This is a genomic window from Nonomuraea sp. NPDC049750, from assembly GCF_040659625.1.
In the GTDB taxonomy this organism is placed as follows: Bacteria; Actinomycetota; Actinomycetes; order Streptosporangiales; family Streptosporangiaceae; genus Nonomuraea.
In genome coordinates this window covers 88,735-106,010 of the sequence record NZ_JBFANB010000020.1, presented here as the reverse complement: position 1 = coordinate 106,010, position 17,276 = coordinate 88,735, and the positions used below count along the sequence as shown (strand labels likewise).

General features: G+C 69.5%; 18 protein-coding genes. 10 read left to right on the top strand and 8 right to left on the bottom strand.

The genetic code is table 11. The features are described from left to right. Positions 1-61: 61 nt before the first annotated feature. The 6 genes from AB0J16_RS39175 (at position 62) to AB0J16_RS39150 (ending at position 8,085) form a co-directional block, all read left to right on the top strand. Positions 62-436, top strand: a complete 375-nt coding sequence (locus AB0J16_RS39175) for a nuclear transport factor 2 family protein (protein ID WP_358549560.1) — start codon at positions 62-64, stop codon at positions 434-436. 854 nt (positions 437-1,290) lie between these two features. Continuing rightward, positions 1,291-1,545, top strand: coding sequence for a hypothetical protein (locus AB0J16_RS39170; protein WP_358549557.1), 255 nt, complete (start codon positions 1,291-1,293; stop codon positions 1,543-1,545). A 189-nt stretch (positions 1,546-1,734) separates the two neighbouring features. Then, on the top strand, positions 1,735-3,240 hold the full coding sequence (locus tag AB0J16_RS39165) for a hypothetical protein (protein WP_358549554.1): 1,506 nt from the start codon (positions 1,735-1,737) through the stop codon (positions 3,238-3,240). A 510-nt stretch (positions 3,241-3,750) separates the two neighbouring features. Continuing rightward, positions 3,751-5,454 (top strand): enoyl-CoA hydratase-related protein, encoded by a 1,704-nt coding sequence (locus tag AB0J16_RS39160; RefSeq protein ID WP_358549551.1) that lies wholly within the window; start codon positions 3,751-3,753, stop codon positions 5,452-5,454. Positions 5,455-5,470: 16 nt separating this feature from the next. Continuing rightward, the gene (locus AB0J16_RS39155) at positions 5,471-7,000 is read left to right on the top strand and encodes a UDP-N-acetylglucosamine 1-carboxyvinyltransferase (RefSeq protein WP_358549549.1); all 1,530 of its coding nucleotides are present in this window, start codon (positions 5,471-5,473) and stop codon (positions 6,998-7,000) included. Positions 7,001-7,071: 71 nt separating this feature from the next. Then, positions 7,072-8,085: a tyrosine-type recombinase/integrase gene (locus tag AB0J16_RS39150; protein ID WP_358549546.1), complete on the top strand. Its 1,014-nt coding sequence runs from the start codon at positions 7,072-7,074 to the stop codon at positions 8,083-8,085. Positions 8,086-8,160: 75 nt separating this feature from the next. On the opposite strand, the gene AB0J16_RS39145 is transcribed toward AB0J16_RS39150, so the two are convergent. Further along, positions 8,161-8,415, bottom strand: coding sequence for a helix-turn-helix transcriptional regulator (locus tag AB0J16_RS39145; RefSeq protein WP_357645069.1), 255 nt, complete (start codon positions 8,413-8,415; stop codon positions 8,161-8,163). A gap of 64 nt (positions 8,416-8,479) precedes the next feature. Here AB0J16_RS39145 and map point away from each other — a divergent pair, with 64 nt between their 5' ends. Further along, positions 8,480-9,247, top strand: a complete 768-nt coding sequence (gene map, locus AB0J16_RS39140) for a type I methionyl aminopeptidase (protein ID WP_358549544.1) — start codon at positions 8,480-8,482, stop codon at positions 9,245-9,247. Positions 9,248-9,257: 10 nt separating this feature from the next. Here the strand turns inward: map and AB0J16_RS39135 are convergent, their stop codons facing one another. The 6 genes from AB0J16_RS39135 to AB0J16_RS39110 all read right to left on the bottom strand — a co-directional run bounded on the left by AB0J16_RS39135 (position 9,258) and on the right by AB0J16_RS39110 (position 13,313). Then, on the bottom strand, positions 9,258-9,386 hold the full coding sequence (locus tag AB0J16_RS39135; RefSeq protein WP_358549541.1) for a hypothetical protein: 129 nt from the start codon (positions 9,384-9,386) through the stop codon (positions 9,258-9,260). A 170-nt stretch (positions 9,387-9,556) separates the two neighbouring features. Next, complete coding sequence (locus AB0J16_RS39130) at positions 9,557-10,429, bottom strand: 5'/3'-nucleotidase SurE (RefSeq protein WP_358549538.1); 873 nt, start codon at positions 10,427-10,429, stop codon at positions 9,557-9,559. A 189-nt stretch (positions 10,430-10,618) separates the two neighbouring features. Continuing rightward, positions 10,619-11,131, bottom strand: coding sequence for a GyrI-like domain-containing protein (locus AB0J16_RS39125; RefSeq protein ID WP_358549535.1), 513 nt, complete (start codon positions 11,129-11,131; stop codon positions 10,619-10,621). After that, the gene (locus tag AB0J16_RS39120) at positions 11,128-12,204 is read right to left on the bottom strand and encodes a MerR family transcriptional regulator (protein WP_358549532.1); all 1,077 of its coding nucleotides are present in this window, start codon (positions 12,202-12,204) and stop codon (positions 11,128-11,130) included. The genes AB0J16_RS39125 and AB0J16_RS39120 overlap by 4 nt, the downstream gene beginning before the upstream one ends. A gap of 158 nt (positions 12,205-12,362) precedes the next feature. After that, a complete protein-coding gene (locus AB0J16_RS39115; RefSeq protein ID WP_358549530.1) occupies positions 12,363-12,671 on the bottom strand; it encodes a DUF6204 family protein in 309 nt (102 codons plus the stop codon). A gap of 3 nt (positions 12,672-12,674) precedes the next feature. Further along, positions 12,675-13,313, bottom strand: a complete 639-nt coding sequence (locus tag AB0J16_RS39110; protein ID WP_358549528.1) for a TetR/AcrR family transcriptional regulator — start codon at positions 13,311-13,313, stop codon at positions 12,675-12,677. A gap of 74 nt (positions 13,314-13,387) precedes the next feature. Here AB0J16_RS39110 and AB0J16_RS39105 point away from each other — a divergent pair, with 74 nt between their 5' ends. Both AB0J16_RS39105 and AB0J16_RS39100 read left to right on the top strand, forming a co-directional pair. After that, complete coding sequence (locus AB0J16_RS39105; protein WP_358549525.1) at positions 13,388-14,167, top strand: ATP-binding cassette domain-containing protein; 780 nt, start codon at positions 13,388-13,390, stop codon at positions 14,165-14,167. Between the two features lie 39 nt (positions 14,168-14,206). Further along, on the top strand, positions 14,207-14,959 hold the full coding sequence (locus AB0J16_RS39100; RefSeq protein ID WP_358549522.1) for an ABC transporter permease: 753 nt from the start codon (positions 14,207-14,209) through the stop codon (positions 14,957-14,959). A gap of 15 nt (positions 14,960-14,974) precedes the next feature. Here the strand turns inward: AB0J16_RS39100 and AB0J16_RS39095 are convergent, their stop codons facing one another. Continuing rightward, entirely contained in the window at positions 14,975-16,009 is a 1,035-nt protein-coding gene (locus AB0J16_RS39095; protein ID WP_358549519.1) for a DUF4037 domain-containing protein, read from the bottom strand. A 174-nt stretch (positions 16,010-16,183) separates the two neighbouring features. On the opposite strand from AB0J16_RS39095, the gene AB0J16_RS39090 reads away from it, so the two are divergent. Next, positions 16,184-17,257: a M4 family metallopeptidase gene (locus AB0J16_RS39090; RefSeq protein ID WP_358549516.1), complete on the top strand. Its 1,074-nt coding sequence runs from the start codon at positions 16,184-16,186 to the stop codon at positions 17,255-17,257. Positions 17,258-17,276 lie beyond the last annotated feature (19 nt).

Sequence of the window (17,276 nt, the reverse complement as noted above, 5' to 3'; positions counted from 1 at the left end):
TCAGACCATAACCAACGCCACCGACAGAATCGAGCGGTTAAACGCCGCCACACTGAGACCCATGAACACCCGAGCAGCCGCCCAGCGCTTCGCCGACACCTGGCAACACGGCTGGACCCACCACGACACCGACCACATCGCCACCCTCTACCACCACGACGCGGTCCACACCTCCATGCCCTTCCGGCCACCACACCGGGGGAGAGGCGCCATAGCGGACTACATCCGCTGGTCCTTCAGCACCGAAACCGCACCGCACGTCACCTTCGCCACCCCCATCGTGGACGGCGACCAAGCGGTCATCGAATTCCGCGTCCACGCCATCGACGAAGGCACACCCATCACCCTCGCGGGCTGCGTCATCGCCCGCTTCGACTCCGACGGCCTCGCCGTACAGACCCGCGACTACTGGCACACAACACAAGGCCACGTATGACCACACGCACAGAACGGCCAGCCCACAAACCCACTACAACTACTCAGGCCCGGAGACCCACCCGGCACCCGCGCAGAACCCGGGCACCGGCTACACAAACGATCAGCCCGCCACCCGCGCCCGCGCCGGACCGGCGACAGGAGCCAAGGAAGGCGCGGGAGCCACCGGGGGAGCGGCCGGCACAACCGGGGCCGAAGGACGCGTCATCTGCTGCGTCCGCTCCATCTCGGCCCGCCGCTCGGCGCAACCACCTCCGCAGTAACCGTTGGTCACAATAAGACGACCCCGCAGTGTCGTGTAGGACTCCCGGCCCGTAGCGGGCAGAACTCCCTGACACACTGGACATAACACCGACTGATTCCCCACGTGCTGCTCCTCTCGCGGCGCGATAGCAGATTTCCCACCCTAAGGCGATCCGGCCAGCCAGGACAGTGAATCAACCGAAGGTCAACCCGTCGGTCAGAGCATTCCGGCCTCACGCACCGTAATGATCAAGAACCGCGCCGGCCCACCGGAGGCGGCCGTCACCTCCCGTAACACCCCCTGGCCAGGCCCCGACGTTCACCACTCGGCGGACCGGCGGGCAGGGTGACCAACGTCACTAAGCGCACATGGGGCTCCACCCCGAGTCAGAGCCCCTCTCGAAGCGGCCTACTTGACATAATGTTCATTATCAAGCAAACGGAGAGGGTCCGCACACGGCATCTTTTGGCCACCTACGCTGATCAATATGAACATAGGGCCCCTGGAGTTACTCGTCTTCGCCGTGATCGTGATCGCGATCATCGCCTTCCTCGTCATCCGGGCGTCTTCTCGCCGCTGATCTCCGGCACGAGCGGCGTTACGATCGAGAGATGCACAGCCTGGCGATCTCCACCGCGGGTCTCGTCGCGCTCACCGCCGTCGTCACCGCCCTGGCCATCTACCTGATCATCCTGGCCGTCCGGCTGACCAGGAACCCCCGCAACCGCCCCACCCCCAGCCCCGACCTCGTCGACCAGGCGCGCGAGATGAAGGCTCACGGCCAGCTCCAGGAAGCCGTCTTCCTCGTACGCGGCGAGACCGGCATGAGCCAGCGCGCCGCCGCCCGCTTCGTCAACCGCCTCTAAATCACCCGAAAATATGCGATACCGGACAGAAGCGGGATTCTGTCCGGTATCGCGTACAGTTCCATTTCGATAGCCACCCAGGGAATCAAGCCGGCTTCCCGGTGTGCGGGGCCCGTGTGGCGGGCGCGTGAAATGCCGCGGCGTCAATGGCGCGTATGCGTCGCCGTTGCCGCTCACTACCATTCCGCCATGTCCTTCGATCTTGCGTTCTACGTAGTCTCGGCAGTGGTCCTCATCCTGTTCGTCGGCCTTCCCCTGATGGCCGCAGCCGGGGCCATCCCTGCCGCGCTGCTCTCCGCCCCGCCCAACCGCCACGAGTCCATAAGCCGGCGATTCGTCGTCGTGGGATTGTTCGTGTCGTTCGCCAGTTTGTTGTTGATGGGACTTGGTGCGTGGTTGGGGCATGAGGATTCGCGTTACGGCGCCCTCGAATCCTTCGGAATACTGCTGATCACCCTCATCGGCGCGGGACTGCTTGTCGCCGGTCTCGGCCCGCTGCCTTCGTGGCTACTGGAGATTGCCGGTCCCTATGCGGAACGGCTGCCGCCGCCCTTCCGCCTGGCGGCCCGCGACCTGGCCGATCGTCGCGTTCGCGCGGTGCTCGCGATCACGCTGGCGATGATGGCGAGTGCTTTCGGTATCGCGCTGATGGTCATCGCGGTCGGCCAAACGACGCTGAGCAGGGCCGAATACTCCCCCAGAGCCAGGCCGGGCACCTTATTGGTCCAGCCGAACCTCTTGTTCGCGGGGCCTTTCTCGGCGGCGGACGCGGCGACCGTGCGAGCGGTGATCGAGCGCGATTTGCCCGGGGTGCCGATTGCCCAGATTGAGCGCCCTTCGGCCGAGTCTCGGTTCTTCGCCGTGAGGGCGGAGAACGTCGAAATAACGGAGGAAGCTGTCTATGGGAATCAGGCCATCGGTGACGAGAAGCTGCTGCGGTATCTGACGGGTGATCAGTCGACGCCGTACGACGAGGGCACGGTCGTGGTGATCACGTCAGCCGAGGTGAAGGTCGACTCGGTCGAGCTGTCCTACGAGATCAACGAGAACGACAAGACAACGACGACCAGGACCGTCCCGGCGGTCGGCGCCAGGGCCGCCGATCCGCGCATGGAGACGATCTTCGTCCCGTCGAAGATCGTCCGGGACCTCGGATACCAGCTCCAGCCGGAGGAGCTGATCGTCGACCCCACCCTGCGGCGGGTCACGGTGCAGGAGCAGAAGCGTCTAGATGACCGGCTGGACGACGCGGTCGCCAAGGCTTACGTCGAACGAGGCTTCGAGGCTTCGACCGGGTGGCTGATCGTCGTCGCGGTGGCCCTCCTTGTCGCCCTCGTGTGCGCGCTGACCGCCGGCTTCGGAAGGGCCGCGAATGCGCGTCAGGCTCGGGTCCTGAGGCGGGCCGGTAATGGATCGGGCGCGGCCTTCCGGTGGTTCTGTGCCTTTCGCGCTGGTCTGAGCGCCCTGTGCGGAACGGTTCTGGGCGCGGTCGCCGGCTGTCCCGCCGGGATGTTGCTGCTGTGGCCTCTGACGGTGCGTACCACGTGGGAGGAGCCGGTTCGGGTGCCGTTCGAGACTCCTTGGCCGGCGATCGTCGCGGTCATCGCCGGCCTTCCTGTCCTTGCCGCCGTCCTCGGTGTGCTCCTGGCCCGCGAGCAGTCGCACGTCCCGGCTCCTGCGGCGTCTCGGCCCTGAAACTGGGCGGTCCTTGCCCAGCCCGATCACCGCCATGGTGGCGGCGCCGTTGTTCTCGTTGAGATCGGGCGCCGGGTCACGGTGGCCGGTGAAGTTGGGCCCCTTTTGCGACAGGACAGAAAGCCGGACCGGAGGGGGCGCAATCACGGTGAGGCGCCGCAAGTGTCAAGCGGTCCGGGTCGGGGTTTCGGTCGCGAGGCGGGCCCGGTTGTCGGGACGTGGAAGGGGGTTTCGGGGTCGTTTTGGGACCTCTCCCCCACATTCGATTCCGACAAATCTGGTCATTTGGGGCTGGTCCGGGCGGATTTTTGCCGAGATGTGTCATCAGCACTTGCAGGTTCGTGTCAGCATCGAGGGCATGTACGGGCCATATGGGACTGCCGTAAACATCTGGGACCGGTGGGGTCACCCGCGCCCAGGTGTGCCCGGCTGAGCCGGCCCCTCTCCCCTGGGCCCGCACACGGCGAGCCCCCGTACCCCTCGAACGACCCGCATGAAAGAAGTTCTCCGTTGCGTATTCTGCTGCTCTGCTCCTCCTTCAACGGCCTGACCCAGCGCGCCTGGCTGGAACTGCGCCGGGCCGGTCACGACGTCACCGTCGAGCTGGCCGTCTCGGAGCAGGTGATGCTGGAGGCGGCCCAGCTGGCCAAACCCGACCTGACCATCTGCCCGTTCCTGAAGGAGAAGATCCCGGCGCCGCTGTGGCAGAACCATCGCACGATCATCATTCACCCCGGGCCGCCTGGCGACCGGGGCCCGTCCTCGCTGGACTGGGCGATCGCCGACGCCGAGCCGGAGTGGGGTGTGACGGCGCTGCAGGCGGTGGAGGAGATGGACGCGGGGCCGATCTGGGGGTTCCGGACGTTCGCGATGCCGGCCGAGCCGCCGCGCAAGTCCGCCCTCTACAACGGGCCGGTGGCCGACGCGGCGGTGGAGTTGGTGGTGGAGGTGGCGGCCAAGGCGATGGACGCGGGGTTCGCGCCGGTGCCGCTGGATTATCGTTCGCCGCTGGTGCGGGGGCGGTTGCGGCCGGCGATGCGGCATGGCGACCGGGAGTTCTCCTGGTCGGAGCCGACCGACGCGGTGTTGCGGCGGGTGCGTTCGGCCGATGGGGCGCCGGGTGGGCGGGTGTTGCTGGAGGGGCGGATGATGCGGGTGTTCGATGTGTATCGGGGCCCGGTGGTGGTGGGGACGCCGGGGTCGGTGGTGGCGCGGCGTGAGGGCGCGGTGCTGGTGCACACCGGTGACGGCACGGTGTGGGTGGGGCATCTGCGGGCGGAGGAGCCGGGGGCGATCAAGCTGCCGGCGGCGTTGGTGCTGGGTGATCGGGTGGCGGGGCTTGAGGAGCGGCCGGGTTACAGCGAGGTGACCTATGACCGTAGTGACGCGGTGGGGGTGGTGAGTTTCGACTTCTACAACGGCGCGATGTCGACCGAGCAGTGCCGGCGGCTGGCGTCGGCGTTGCGGTACGCGGCGGCGCAGGATACGCGGGTGGTGGTGCTGCGGGGTGGTGAGGTGTTTTCCAATGGCATTCATCTGAATGTGATCGAGGCGGCGCGTCATCCGGAGCTGGAGGCGTGGATGAACATCAACGCGATCAACCAGGTGTGTCGTGAGGTGATCGCCTGTACGGGGCAGCTGGTGGTGACGTCTGTGGGCGGTAACGCTGGTGCGGGTGGCGTGATGATGGGGCTGGGCGCGGATCGGGTGCTGATTCGTGAGGGTGTGGTGTTGAATCCGCACTATCGGACGATGGGGTTGTTCGGGTCGGAGTTCTGGACGTACGTGCTGCCTCGGCGGGTGGGTGCGTCGGTGGCGGGGCGGCTGACGGGTGAGGCGTTGCCGGTGGGTGCGGCGCAGGCGGTGGAGCTGGGGCTGGCCGATCGGATGATGGTGGGGTCGCGGCTGGAGTTCGAGCGGTCGGTGCTGGAGTACGCCGAGCGGTTGGCGGCCGGCGATGATTATGAGCGGTTGCTGGGGATCAGGCGGGAGGTGCGGGAGGCCGATGAGCGGCGTAAGCCGTTGGAGGCCTATCGGGTGGAGGAGCTGGCGGAGATGAGCCGGGACATGTTCGATGACCGCAATGGGTTCCGGCAGGCGCGTCAGGCGTTCGTGCGTAAGCGTAAGGTGGTGGCGACGCCGGAGCATCTGGCGGTGCATCGGGAGTTGTCCGGCGCGTCGGCGGGGTCGGGTGCGGCCACATCTCATATGTGAGATATGTTGTCGTGTTATGACTGATGATTATCTCGTGCGGATCGGCCGGTTGATTCGTGACGCGCGCCAGCACCGTGGGTGGACACAGCTGCAGCTGGCGGACGCTTTGGCGACGAGTCAGAGCGCGGTGAACCGGATCGAGCGCGGTAACCAGAACATCAGTCTTGAGATGATCGCGCGGATCGGTGAGGCGCTCGACAGTGAGATCGTGTCGCTGGGCTATGCCGGGCCGATGCATCTGCGGGTCGTGGGCGGGCGGCGTCTGTCGGGCAGCATCGATGTCAAGACCTCCAAGAACGCGTGTGTGGCGCTGCTGTGCGCGTCGCTGCTGACCTCGGGGCGGACGATTCTGCGTAAGGTGGCGCGGATCGAGGAGGTCTACCGGATCCTGGAGGTGCTCGCCTCGATCGGGGTGCGGGCGCGGTGGATCAACGAGGGCAGTGACCTGGAGATCGTGCCTCCGGCCCGGCTGGAGCTGGAGTCGATGGACACCGAGGCGGCGCGGCGTACCAGGAGTGTGATCATGTTCCTGGGGCCGTTGATGCATCGTACGGACCAGTTCCAGATTCCGTACGCGGGTGGCTGCGACCTGGGGACGCGTACGGTGCAGCCGCACATGTCGGCGTTGCGGCACTTCGGGCTGGACATCACGGCGACGGGCGGTTTCTACCACGCGCGGGTGGATCGGGGGGTGTCGCCGTCGCGGGCGATCGTGCTGACCGAGCGGGGTGACACCGTGACGGAGAACGCGCTGCTGGCGGCGGCGCGCCACGACGGTGTGACGGTGATCCGCAACGCCTCCTCCAACTACATGGTGCAGGACCTGTGCTTCTTCCTGGAGGAGCTGGGTGTGCGGGTGGAGGGCGTGGGCACGACGACGCTGACGGTTCACGGGGTGGCCTCGATCGAGCGGGATGTGGACTACTCCCCCTCTGAGGACCCGGTGGAGGCGATGAGCCTGCTGGCGGCGGCGGTGGTGACGCAGTCGGAGCTGACGATCTGCCGGGTGCCGGTGGAGTTCCTGGAGATCGAGCTGGCGGTTCTGGAGGAGATGGGCCTCGATCACGATCGGGGTGCCGAGTATCCGGCGGCCAACGGGCGGACGCGGCTGGTGGATCTGACGGTGCGGCCGTCCAAGCTGGTCTCCCCCATCGACAAGATCCACCCGATGCCGTTCCCGGGGCTGAACATCGACAATGTGCCGTTCTTCGCGGCGATCGCGGCGACGGCGCAGGGTTCGACGCTGATCCATGACTGGGTTTACGACAACCGGGCGATCTATCTGACGGAGCTGACGCGTCTGGGGGCGTCGGTGAAGTTGCTGGATCCGCATCGGGTGCTGGTGGAGGGGCCGACGCGCTGGCGCAGCGCGGAGATGATGTGCCCGCCGGCGCTGCGGCCGGCGGTGGTGGTGCTGCTGGCGATGATGGCGGGTGAGGGCACGTCGGTGCTGCGCAATGTGTACGTCATCAACCGGGGGTATGAGGATCTGGCCGAGCGGCTGAACGCGCTGGGGGCGCGGATCGAGACCTTCCGCGACATCTGATTTTCTGTCGGTGGGGCCCGCTACCGTCTGCCTGTGTGGATCTTCGGTGGATCTTGGGGTGAGGGGGGACGGTGCGGCCTGCTGAGCTCGATCGGCTGACGGTGGTGGAGGCGGCCGACCGCTATGTGGAGCTGGTGCGGGCCAAGACGTTGACGGGGGCGTTGTCGCAGGCGACGGCGGAGCTGTATGCGCGTGATGTGGCGACGCTGGTGGCGCTGGCCGGGGAGTCGACGGTGCTGGACGACCTGTCGGGTGAGGACGTCGACGCGATCTTGCTGGCGTTCGCGCGTAAGCCGGATGGCCGGCGCCCGGCGGGTGGCGGGGGGCAGAGTCCGTCGTCGCAGGCGCGGTTTCGGCGTTCGATCTCGGCGTTGTTCAAGTACGCGTCGCTGGCGGGCTGGGTGCAGATCAATCCGATGGCGTCGTCGACGGTGACGGCCAGGGAGCGGGGCGGGTTGCGGCCCGAGCGGCGGGCGTTGACGCGGGAGCAGGCGCAGGGGTTGATCGGGGCGGCGCGGTCGGCGGGTGAGGCGCCGGCGGCGGGGCGGCGTGATCAGCGGACGGAGTTGCGTGATGCGTTGATCGTGTTGTTGTTGTCGACGCTGGGGCCGCGGGTGTCGGAGCTGGTGCGGGCCAATGTCGAGGATTTCTACACCAATGACGGGGTGCGTTATTGGCGGATCTTCGGCAAGGGGGGCCGCACGCGGGATGTGCCGCTCCCCCGCGATGTGGCGCTGGCGTTGGAGGCTTATCTGGCGCGGGAGCGGGCGGCGTTGCCGGACAAGGCGTTGTTGTTGTCGTGGCGGGGGCGGCGGCTGGCGCGTGGTGATGTGCAGGGGGTGATCGATCGGGTGCAGCGGCGGGTGGCGGCCGAGCAGCGGCGGTCGGTGACGCCGCATGGGTTGCGGCATACGACGGCGACGCATCTGCTGGCGGACGCGGTGGACATGGACGCGGTGCGGCGGGTGCTGGGGCACAGTGATCTGTCGACGCTGGGGCGTTACCGCGATGAGTTGCCGGGTGAGCTGGAGGGGGCGATGCGGGCGCATCCGCTGTTGAAGCGGGCCGACCCCCCGGATCGGTGAGCGGGCCCGCTTCCGCCTGGCTCGAGTGGGCTCTTGGGCGGGGAGAGCGGTTGGGCGGGCCCGGTTTCGTCTCGCTCAGGCGGGTGTGGCGGGGGTGAGCCGCAGGGCGAGGTGGTCGAGGGAGACGCCGAGGACGTCGGCCAGGGCGGCGATGGTGAAGAAGGCCGGGGTGGGGATGCGGCCGGTCTCGATCTTGCGGAGGGTTTCGGCGGACATGCCGGCCGCGGCGGCGACTTCGACGATGCTGCGGTCGCCGCGCACGTCGCGGAGCAGCAGGCCGAGCTGCTCGCCGCGCCGTCGCTCTTCGGGGGTCAGCGAGGGTCGGACCATGAACCCGAGTCTACAGCCGGGATACGCATACCAGTGGGATAAAAATACCGGTATAGTTATCGACATGGTAGAGATCAAGACACTGGCCGAGATCGACGCGATGCGCGAAGCGGGCCGCGTGGTGGCGCGGGCACTGCAGGCGATCGTCAAGCATGCGGCGGTGGGGGTGCGGGTCGACGAGCTGGACGAACTGGCGGCCACCATCATCGCCGAGGCCGGTGCCACGCCCGCGTTCCTGGGCTATCAGCCGCACTTCGCGCCGACGCCCTACCCGGCGGTCATCTGCGCGTCGATCAACGACGTGATCGTGCACGGCATCCCGGACCGCTACCGGCTCAAGGACGGCGACCTGGTCAGCATCGACTGCGGCGCCTACCTCGACGGGTGGGCGGGCGACTCGGCGGTCAGCTTCGTGGTGGGGCTGCCGCGCGCCCGTGATGTGGCGCTCATCGAGGCCACGCAGGAGGCGCTGCGGGCGGGCATCGCCGCGATGCGGCCGGGCAACCGGATGGGCGACATCGGGCACGCCATCTCCTCGGTCGCGGTGGCGGGCGGCTATGGCGTGCCGATCGACTTCGGCGGGCACGGGATCGGCCGGAAGATGCACGAGGACCCGCACGTGGCCAACCAGGGGCGGCCGGGGCGTGGGCTGGTGCTGCGGACGGGTTTGGTGCTGGCGATCGAGCCGATGTTCACCGGGGGCGGCGACGGCCGCTACCTCACGGCCGCCGACGGGTGGGCGTTGCGGACCGTTGACGGCTCACGCGCCTCCCACAGTGAGCACACGGTGGCCATCACCGACGACGGGCCTGTCATCCTCACCGCTGTTTAGGAGCCGCGGTTCATGAGCCGCGCAGCCATAAGGAGCCCGGCGTCTGGGCCATCGTGAGCAGCCCAGACCAGGCCGCCCGCTCGGCGAGCGCGGGCAGCCCCAGCAACGCGGTCGCGTTCGGGACGTACGTTGTGCTCACCCTTGTGCGGCCCCGTCCCGCTCACCGCTCCGTTCGTGCGCACCGCAGATTTGGAACCGTGTGGTGCCATGTGGTGCCGTGTCGTATAGCCGTGGGGTGGGGTCGGGTTGTGGGCCCGTGGTGGTCTCCTGTGCTCACGGGCCCACAGTGTTCCGGGGGGTGCTCCGGGCTCAGGGGGTCAGGGCGTTGAGGCGGAGGCGGATGATGGTGGCGGTGGCCGGTCCCGCTTCCCAGTTGCCGTCCAGCGGGGTGATGGTGACGTTGCCGGCGGCCAGCAGGGTGCGGTCGGCGTCGGTCACCGGGTCGGGGGCGGTGGCCGGCAGGGGCAGGATGCGGTAGCAGGTGGCGCACGCGGTGGAGTCGAGGGTGTAGTCGGTGGAGAACGGCAGTGAGGTTCCCAGCTTGGCGACGGTGACCTTGCCGTTGGGGGTGACGGGGTAGTTGACGTTCAGCGCGGTGCGGGCGGGCAGGACGGCGCCGCGTGAGGTCGCCGCCAGCCGGTCGACGAGTTTGACGGCGAAGGCGATCGACTGGTCGGCGCTGGGGAAGGAGCCGCCGCTCCTGGCGACGCTGACCGCCACGGCGGGGATGCCGCCGGTGATGGCGGTGATCGTCGCGGCGACGGTGCCGGAGTAGTTGGCTGTCGCGGCGACGTTCTCACCCGGGTTGGGGCCCGAGACCACCAGGTCGGGCGGGTTGCCGGCGAACACGACGCGCGTCCCGAACGCGACCGCGTCGCTGGGGCTGCCCCCGACGGCCCAGACGCCGGGTTCCTTCTGGGTGGCCTGCAGCGTGGTGCCGAATTTGGCGTTGATCGCCGTGCCGGTGATGCTGACGTCGCTGTCGGGGGCGACGACCGTCACCTCGTGGCCCGCCTCGATCAGCTTCTGGCGCAGTCCTTGCAGGTAGGAGGAGGTGTAGCCGTCGTCGTTGGTGAGCAGGATGCGCAGGTGGCGCTGCTCGTGCGCCTGGGCCGGGGCGGGGTTCGCCACTCCCAGGAAGGCCAGTAACAGCACGGGGATGAGGGCGATGCGCTTGAACACGGTCTGTCTCCTTGCCGGCTCTTACCTTCGCGCCCGACGCGGCCGCGGTGGCGACCGGCCTGACCTCGCTGGGCCGGTGTCCGCGGTGACGCTCGGGATGGGGTGACGCTTCGGAATGTAGGAGCCGGCGCGGCGGCGGGGGAAGATCGTGCGACCCCAGATGAACCCCTGATTAACGGGTGAGGCGGTTCATGCCGGGCGGACGGGCTGGCGCAGCAGCGTGCGCGGGTCGGGGTCGTCGAACGCCGTCAGGTACACCTCGTGGTGCGGCCCGTTGGCGACCAGGCCGTGCTCGTCCATGTACTCCTCCATCACCTTCAGGGTCACGGGCTCCTCGCTGTAGGGGCCGTGGTGCAGCATCTGTACGCACTGTCCCTCGGTGAAGACGGCCACCCGTACGCGGTCGACGGCCGCGCCGCTCGCGCGTACGGACTCGCGGGCCTGTTCCAGGCGTCCGGGCTCGGGGGTGGCGGGCAGGGGCAGTAGCAGGTGCCAGCGCCACTGCTCGCGCGGCACCTGCAGTCCCGGGCGCTCGTCCTCCGCCCACCACAGGCCCTCCAGCGGCCCGGCGGGGCCGCCCATCGCGCCGGCGACGGCGTGCAGGGCGCCGATCGCGGACAGGTGTTCGGCTCCTCCTGGCTCGCCGAGGCCGGTGACGTTCAGGCAGGTGACGGGGCCTTGGGTGATCAGTTCGGCGCTCATGACTCGTCCTCCAAAGGGATCATCAGGTGGGTGATCAGCTGGTCGGGCGGGGTGTGGGCCGGGTCGGACACGTACACCTCGCGGATCGGGCCGCGGATGGGGTGGCGGCGTTCGGCGCACCAGGCCAGGACGGCGTGGGCGGTCAGGGAGATCTGGTCGTAGGGGCCGAGGTGGGTGGCGGCGGCGAAGGTACCGCCGGGCAGCACGTCCACCTGTGCTCCCCCGCCGGCGTGCCAGCCGTCTGCCAGGACGAGCGCGGCGCTCACGTCGAAGTCGTCGGTCAGGTCGACGGGGAACAGGCCGATCAAACGCGGGCCACCGACGGCCGCTCCCCCACCGGGCAGCGCTGGGTGCGTGTCAGCGGTAGTTGGACGGCTGCCGGGGGCCGCGGAGGGGGTAACGGAGAGCGCCGGGGAAGAGTTCGCGGAGGGCGCCGTGCCGGACATCGTGCCGGGCATCGCGGAGGGCATCGCGGAGGGCATCGCGGAGGGCGTCGCGGAGGGCGTCGCGCCGGAGTGTGCCGGGTCGGTGCCGGCGACGCTTCCCGTGGCATTCCCCGCGTCAGTGTCGGTGTCCGTGGCAGTGCCTGTGTCGGATCGGGTCGCCGGCCCGTGCGGCAGGCCTGCTGTCAGGCGTGACATCGCGGCGGTGGTGGCGCGGGCGATGTCGGCCGGGCCGGTGGCGCGTTCGCGCACGAGCGCGACGCGGTGGGCCGGTTCGGTGACGATGCGGACCTGGGTGGCGGGCAGGCCGTCGGCTATCACGCGTTCCAGGGAGGCCAGTGTGCGCCGCCGCCGGGCCAGTTCGGCCTCCAGTGAGTCGTGTACGGACTCCAGGGCGCCTTCGGTGCCGGCCAGGACCTGGCCGACGACGGGCAGCGGCACGTCGAGGGAGCGCAGCAGCCCGATCGACATCGCCGTGCGGGCCTGGGCGGCGCGGTAGTAGCGGTAGCCGGTGGCGGTGTCCACGCAGGCGGGCCGTAGTAGCCCGATCTCGTCGTAGTGCCGCAGCTGCTTGACGCTCAGGCGGGTGAGCCGGGCGAACTGTCCGATTGGCAGGAGGTCGTCGTCCACGTCCCCCAGCATGGGGCCTCCGGCTGTGGGAGAGTCCAGCCCGGGCTTGCGCCTGACGTTACGTGAGGGCTCGCAAAGCCGCCGAGATCCGCGCCGCCGACGCCCTCACGTGAACGCGGCGGGTCGTACCCGGGATGCCGGGCGGCCGGTGGCGGGGCTCAGCCCGAGCTCGCTCTCGGGCGGCCCTTGCGGCGGATCTTGATGTCGCGCATGTCCGTGACCGCGACGCGCAGCAGGCGGTAGGGGTGTCCGTGGGCGTCCAGGGCGGCCATCGCGGCCGCGGTGGCCTCGTGCTCGCCGTCGTCGGGGCCCGCGGGGATCTGGCAGCGGAAGGTGAAGGCTGACACGCTCTGGTCGTGGGTGAAGGTCCCGGCCTCGGTGAAGGCGGCGCCTGCCGCGGCTCGTACGGCCTCACGCGTGGCCTCGTCCAGGCCCTCGAAGGTGCCGCGGATCGTCACTCTGAACATTGGTCAGTCCTTACGTGTGGCGTAGGTTCGAAGACGCTCTCCGAGCAGGTCCTCGTAGATGTCGATGAGTTCCAGCACGGCCGCGGCGATGGCGTCGGGGTCCTGCCCTGCCGCGGTCCGTTTGCCGATCTCGGCGTAGACCAGCGCGTGGAAGCCGCCGATGTGCCAGGCCACCATGGCGGGCAGCGGGTCGCCGGGCGCGGCGCCGCTCTCTTCGGCCAGGACGGCGGCCAGTTCGTCGGTCATCTGCCGGCCGAGGTCGCCCAGGCGGGCGGTGAGGGTGGGGGCGGCGCGCATCATGTCGAAGACGCGGCCGAAGCCGTCGGTCAGGCCGAGCTTGCGTTCGCGCCGCCGTACCTCCTGGCGCAGGTGTTCCAGGACGGCGGGGACGGCGGCCTGGCCGGCGGGGCGGTGGCGCACGATGTCGGCCAGGCGCTGGGGTGAGGCCTCCTCGGGCGGCAGGACGAGGTCCTCCTTGGTCTGGAAGTAGTTGTAGACGGTGTTGACGGACACCTCGGCCGCCGCGGCGACTTCGGCGATGGTGACGTGGTCGAAGCCGCGTTCGACGAACAGGGCGGTGGCCACGTCGCGGATGCGGTGGCGGGTCTGCTGCTTCTTGCGTTCCCGCAAGCCCTCGGTCATGCCGAATAGCTTAACTCAACTCCAAACTTTAAGTCGATTGCAATTTTGGAGTGGAGTGTGGTTCCATCGGCGGCATGCCTGAACCAGCCATCCACGTCCGGGGCCTGACGCGTACCTTCACCCTGGCCAAAGGTCCCGTCCACGCCGTACGCGGCATCGACCTGACCGTGCGGCGCGGCGAGATCCTCGGCTTTCTGGGCCCGAACGGCGCCGGAAAGACCACCACCGTCCGCATGCTCACCACCCTCCTGCCGCCCAGCGGCGGCCACGCCGAGGTGGCCGGGCACGACCTGCTCGCCGACCCCGCCGGGGTACGCCGCCGCATCGGCTACGTCGCCCAGTCCGGCGGCCTCGACCCCGGCTGCGGTGTACGCGAGGAGCTCATCACCCAGGGCCGGCTGCACCGCCTGAGCAGAAGCCAGGCCGGCGAGCGGGCCGAGGAACTGGCCCGCGACCTGGCTCTGGAGGAGCTGATGGAGCGGCCGAGCGCCGCCCTGTCCGGTGGCCAGCGCCGCCGGCTGGAGATCGCGCTCGGCCTGGTCAACCGGCCGCAGGTGCTCTTCCTCGACGAGCCGAGCACCGGCCTGGACCCCGGCAGCCGCGCCGAGCTGTGGGAGCTGGTGCGCCGCATCCGCGCCGAGCACGGCACCACGGTCTTCCTGACCACCCACTACCTCGACGAGGCCGACGCGCTCGCCGACCGCATCGTCGTCGTGGACGCCGGAGCGGTCGTCGCCGAAGGCACCCCCGCCGAGCTCAAGTCCCGCCACACCGGCGATCCGGCCGCCAGCCTGCAGGAGGCCTTCCTGGCCATCACCGGCCGCACGACCGCCGGCGAACCTCTGTCCATCTAGATCCTTCTGTCCATCTAGACCCACAGGAACACAGATCCCATGACCCTTCTCACCGACACCGGCATCATCTTCGGCCGCTACCTGCGCGCCACGCTGCGCTCCACGACCAGCCTGTGGTTCGGCATGCTGCAGCCGCTGCTGTTCCTGGCGCTGTTCGGCCCGCTGCTGACCAGGCTCGACCTCGGCGTGGGCGGATCGTCCTGGCAGGCGCTGGTGCCCGGCGTGCTGGTGCAGCTCGCCCTGCTCGGCGGCTCGTTCGTCGGGCTCGGCCTGCTGATGGACCGCAATCTCGGCGTCATCGACCGCATGCGCGTCACCCCCGTCCACCCGCTGGCCCTGCTGCTGGGCCGCACGCTGCGCGACGTCGTGCAGCTGCTGGTCCAGTCGATCCTGCTCATCGGGCTCGGCCTGGTCTTCGGGCTGCGCGCCCCGCTGGCCGGGATCGTGCTGGGCCTGCTGTTCGTGGCCGTCCTGGCCGCCGCCCTGTCGGCCCTGTCCTACGGGCTGGCCATGAACGTCGCCACGCCGCCGGAGTTCGCGGCCATCGCCAACACCGCCGGCATGCCGCTCATGCTGCTGTCGGGCCTGCTGCTGCCGATGAGCCTGGCGCCGGGCTGGCTTGACGCCGCCTCCCGGGTGGTGCCCCTGCGCTACACCGTCGACGCGGTACGGCAGGTCTTCCAGGGCCACTACGCCAACGCCACCGTCCTGACCGGCGCCGCCGTCACCGTGGCCCTGGCGGCCGTGTGCGTGTTCGGCGGCGCCCGCCTGTTCGGCCGTACGCGGGCCTGAGCGGCGCTCAGGCGCTCAGGCGCTCAGGCCGAGAGCCGCCGCCGTCACCGCGCGGGCGCGGCGCGGCTCCAGCAGCAGGTCCACCGAGTCCGACAGCTGGTCCACGCACCCCACCACCGGCAACCCCCTGATCACCGGGTCCGACACCGATCCCAGCAGCGCCTGGACGAACCGGTCGCCGCCGATGACGCGGAAGGGCCGGTCGTGGAAGTCCCGTACCCGCTCATCCTGCGGCTCGGCCAGCGCCACCCGGTTCTGCAGCGCCGCCAGCCGCCCGTAGGCGGCGGCCAGCCCGTCCTCGCGCTCCCGCCATGACCGGGCGGCCACCGCCAGTCCCAGCGACTCTCCCAGCTCCGTCGAGCCGGGCATCCGCGCCAGGGCGCTGCCCAGCCATTTGGCGTAGGGCGGGTAGCGGCGGCGCAGCAGCAGCGCCAGCCGCATCACCTCCCGGCTCAGCCGTGCCCCCACGACGGCTGAGCCGAGCTCATCCCCCACCTCTCCCGACCGGCTGGGGAACGGCTCCTCCTGGGCGATGCGCCGCCACTGGCAAGCCAGTACGTACCGCCACACATCGCCCGGATACCAGCGCAGCGCCGCCCGGGCCTCCTCCAGGCCGCCCAGCCCGTCATGGAAGACCTCCCCCAGCGTCACCTCCGCCAGGCTCTGCCACGGCACCGACAGCCAGTCCAGCAGCGACACCCCCCGCCGCGGGTCGAACCCCAGCCGCTCCACCAGCCACGCCTCCAGATCGGCGACCACCACGCCCGGCCGCCGGGCACCGTGGTAGTCGAAGACCGTCTCCAGCCCCCGAAACCGTTCGGGCAGCCCGGCCAGCACCTGCGCCTCCACCTGCGCCACCCGCTCCGGCTCCACGAACACCAGCACCCGCGGGCCCCAGTCGTGATCGGCGGAGCGGCCCGTGTCGAAGGCCAGCACCTCCGAGCCCGGCCCGATCAACGCGGCGCTGTGCGGCACCCGCTCCACCAGCGGCGCCACCACCTCGGCATAAAAGTCTCGGGACAACTCGATACCAGGAACAAAATCGGACATCACACTGTCAACTGTGCCTGACGGCCTGCCGAACCTCATCCGATTTTCCGGCCACCCCCAATCCCGGCCCGAACGCCGCCTAGGGATAGCCCTGAGACCGCCACCGATGCGCCCCGCACCCGGCCCCGCTTACGTGGAAACGTCAGAATCCGTTCCCGCCAAAAGGGCTCAGCCATGGCATATCGCTGCTCCTTCGTCCCGCCCCACGTCCTCGACCACATCGCCAAGGTCCAGGCACAGCAGAGCGCCGAACCCTCACCCGCCCAGCGCTCGGCCGTCGTCTCCGCGCAGTTCCGCCGCGGCCGGCGCAGCACCGAAGCCCTCCCCCTGGCCCAGCAGCGCCTGACCGCCGAACCCGAAAGCGTCCCGCCTGGGCTGACCGTCCCCAAACCCGGCACCGGCGGACGTCTCGTCTACGACGACCTCAACCAGTGGACCTTCGACGTCACCTTCATCCGCGGTGAAGGAGACCCCGCCGTCGCCGCCCAGAACGCCAACGACGCCTACGACCAGCTCGGCGCGGTACGCGCCTACTACAAGGACCGGCTCGGCCGCGAGTCCATCGACAACGCCGGGCTCAACCTCGTCGCCAACGTCAACTTCGGCCTCGCCTTCGACAACGCCTTCTGGGACGACTCCGGCCTGCGCATGGTGTTCGGCAACGGCAGCGGCCAGGTCTTCAAGGACCTGACCGCCAGCATGGACGTGTGCGCCCACGAGCTCACCCACGGCGTCACCCAGTTCAGCGCCAACCTCAACTACACCAACGACCAGAGCGGCGCCCTGAACGAGTCCTTCAGCGACATGCTCGGCACCGCCATCGACGCCTACGCGGGCGGCCAGGACGCCCACACCCACAACTGGCTCATCGGTGATGAGATCATGGCCGACGACCTGTACGGCGAGGCGCTGCGCAACATGGCCGAACCCGGCACCGCCTTCGACAACCCCCTGATGGGCCGCGACCCGCAACCTCGCGACATGTCCGGCTACTTCGAACCCGCCGACCCGCACATCATGTCCGGCATCACCAACCGCTGGTTCTACCTCATCAGCCAGGACCTCGGCCTCGACGCCGCGACCGTGATCATGTACCAGACGCTGCAGAACCTGTGGCCCAACGCCAAGTTCGCCGACGCCGCCGCCGTCGCCGTCGCCCAGGCCCGCATCCTGGCCCGCGCCGGGCTGGTCCCCCGCCAGTCGCCCCAGACCGTCCGCGGCGCCGCCAGGCAGCAGGGATTCTGGTAACCCCTTGCGCACGGGTCCG

Excerpts from the sequence above, each read along its gene's own strand:
- AB0J16_RS39175 (WP_358549560.1), top strand. The coding sequence starts at position 62 with ATGAACACCCGAGCAGCCGCCCAGCGCTTCGCCGACACCTGGCAACAC.
- AB0J16_RS39170 (WP_358549557.1), top strand. The coding sequence starts at position 1,291 with ATGCACAGCCTGGCGATCTCCACCGCGGGTCTCGTCGCGCTCACCGCC.
- AB0J16_RS39165 (WP_358549554.1), top strand. The coding sequence starts at position 1,735 with ATGTCCTTCGATCTTGCGTTCTACGTAGTCTCGGCAGTGGTCCTCATC.
- AB0J16_RS39155 (WP_358549549.1), top strand. The coding sequence starts at position 5,471 with ATGACTGATGATTATCTCGTGCGGATCGGCCGGTTGATTCGTGACGCG.
- AB0J16_RS39145 (WP_357645069.1), bottom strand. The coding sequence starts at position 8,415 with ATGGTCCGACCCTCGCTGACCCCCGAAGAGCGACGGCGCGGCGAGCAG.
- map (WP_358549544.1), top strand. The coding sequence starts at position 8,480 with ATGGTAGAGATCAAGACACTGGCCGAGATCGACGCGATGCGCGAAGCG.
- AB0J16_RS39125 (WP_358549535.1), bottom strand. The coding sequence starts at position 11,131 with ATGAGCGCCGAACTGATCACCCAAGGCCCCGTCACCTGCCTGAACGTC.
- AB0J16_RS39115 (WP_358549530.1), bottom strand. The coding sequence starts at position 12,671 with ATGTTCAGAGTGACGATCCGCGGCACCTTCGAGGGCCTGGACGAGGCC.
- AB0J16_RS39110 (WP_358549528.1), bottom strand. The coding sequence starts at position 13,313 with ATGACCGAGGGCTTGCGGGAACGCAAGAAGCAGCAGACCCGCCACCGC.
- AB0J16_RS39105 (WP_358549525.1), top strand. The coding sequence starts at position 13,388 with ATGCCTGAACCAGCCATCCACGTCCGGGGCCTGACGCGTACCTTCACC.
- AB0J16_RS39100 (WP_358549522.1), top strand. The coding sequence starts at position 14,207 with ATGACCCTTCTCACCGACACCGGCATCATCTTCGGCCGCTACCTGCGC.
- AB0J16_RS39095 (WP_358549519.1), bottom strand. The coding sequence starts at position 16,009 with ATGTCCGATTTTGTTCCTGGTATCGAGTTGTCCCGAGACTTTTATGCC.
- AB0J16_RS39090 (WP_358549516.1), top strand. The coding sequence starts at position 16,184 with ATGGCATATCGCTGCTCCTTCGTCCCGCCCCACGTCCTCGACCACATC.